Genomic DNA, 1,736 nt, shown 5'->3' with positions numbered 1-1,736 from the left:
TCCGAGTCGGACCCTGGCACGGCACTGCAGATGGCCAACCGGCTCACCTGCTTCTGGACCATCCGCGGCTATTTCACCGAGGGGCGTCGACGCCTGGCCGACCTACGACAGCACGCCACGGGGGGTGAACCCCACTTCACAGACGCGCTCATCGGCGAGGCCTGGCTCGCGACCGACCAGGGCGATCGCGGCGTCGCGCTCCCGCTCCTCGGGCAGGCGCTCGTGGCGGCTCGCGCCACCGGGGACCGCGGCAGGGAGGCCGACGCGTTACTGGCCAGGGGCCGTGTCCGGGGCGTCATCGGTGACCCGGCTGGCGCCCGGGAGGACGTCGAGGAGGCGCTCGCAATCCGCGAGGGCTCGGGCGACGCCGTGGGTTTGGCGGTCGGGCTGTGGCTCGGCGGCGCCATGGCTCACTTCGCCGGCGAGCTGCAGCTTGCGCAAGATCGCCTCGAGGCCTGCGCGCAGGGGTGTGCTCAACTGGGCCAGCCTGTCATATCGGCGCGTGCCGGGAACCTGCTCGGGGCAGTGCGGATGGACATGGGCAACCTCAGCGGAGCCGAAGCAGCGCTCGCAGACGCGGTTCCGGCTGTTGTCGAGTTGGATGACCGATTCGGGATTCCGGTCGGGTTGACCATCCTGGCCGGCCTGGCCGCCCAACGACGTCGGCCGCGGACAGCGCTCCGGCTGGCGGGCGCCGCCGCGGCCCACGAGCAGGCCGACCAGACGAATCGGCCGCAGTTCATCCGGACTCTGCTCCAGGGCTGGCTGGCGCCAGTCCTCGCAGAGGTCGGCCCGGCGGCCAGTCGGGTGCAGGCCGAGGGCCGCGCCATGGGGATCAGCGAGCTGCTCGCCGCCGGCATCGATCCACGACCCGAGGACCCGTGGCACGTCGGCACCTCGCCCGGCCTCACAGAGCGAGAGGGCGAGATCGCAATCCTGGCGGCCCAGGGCCTGACGAACCGCCAGATCGCCGAGCACCTGGTCCTGTCGGTACGGACCGTCGAGACGCACGTCAGCCGCGTGCTCACCAAGCTGGGTTTCAGCACCCGGGGACAGCTCACGGTCTGGGCGCACCAGGAGGGGCTCATGACCGACCTACGTGGCGAGGTTACGTAGTCCCACGGACTCCTCGGATCTCGCCCGCGCGCACAGTCGATGCATGGACACCACAGACTGCGACGTGCTGGTCGTAGGTGCCGGGCCGACCGGCCTGACGCTCGCCATCCAGCTGATCTCACGCGGCGTGCGTACGCGCGTCATCGACAAGGAGCTCGCGCTGCCGAAGCTCAGCCGGGCGATCGGCATCCAACCCCGCACCCTGGAGACCTTGGACACGATGGGCCTTGCCGAGCAACTGCTCGCGATCGGGCACCGGACCACCGGGGTCAGCGTCTACCTCGACGGCCGGCGACAGGTCGGCATCGACATGACCTACGCGGACTCCGATTACGCCTTCATGCTGCACCTGCCGCAGCACCGAACCGAGGAGGTGCTCCGGTCGCGGCTTGCCCAGCTCGGCGGAACCGTCGAGTCGGGGGTCGAGCTGCTGGGCTTCGTCCAGAATGCTGACGCGGTGAGCGCCGCAGTGCGCGACGCCGCCGGCCGCGAGGAGCATGTCAGGACCGCATTCCTCGTCGGTTGCGACGGGTCGCACAGCCAGGTGCGCCACATCTTGGGCGTCCCGTTCGTGGGGCAGCCCTACCCGTTCGACTGGCTACTCGCCGATGCCGAGCTGG

The 1,736-nt window shown here is 70.6% G+C and carries 2 protein-coding genes; both read left to right on the top strand.

What is annotated here, in order from left to right; genetic code table 11:
- The coding region (locus ABD194_RS21415) for a LuxR C-terminal-related transcriptional regulator (protein ID WP_343995307.1) at positions 1-1,116 on the top strand (1,116 nt) is incomplete at its 5' end.
- 43 nt (positions 1,117-1,159) lie between these two features.
- A partial coding sequence (locus tag ABD194_RS21410) for an FAD-dependent monooxygenase (RefSeq protein ID WP_343995305.1) occupies positions 1,160-1,736 on the top strand: 577 nt, incomplete at its 3' end.

The sequence above is a fragment of the Terrabacter terrae genome (assembly GCF_039529575.1).
GTDB lineage: Bacteria > Actinomycetota > Actinomycetes > Actinomycetales > Dermatophilaceae > Terrabacter > Terrabacter terrae.
The sequence above is the reverse complement of the archived record's forward strand: the minus strand, read 5'-3'. Positions and strand labels throughout refer to the sequence as shown.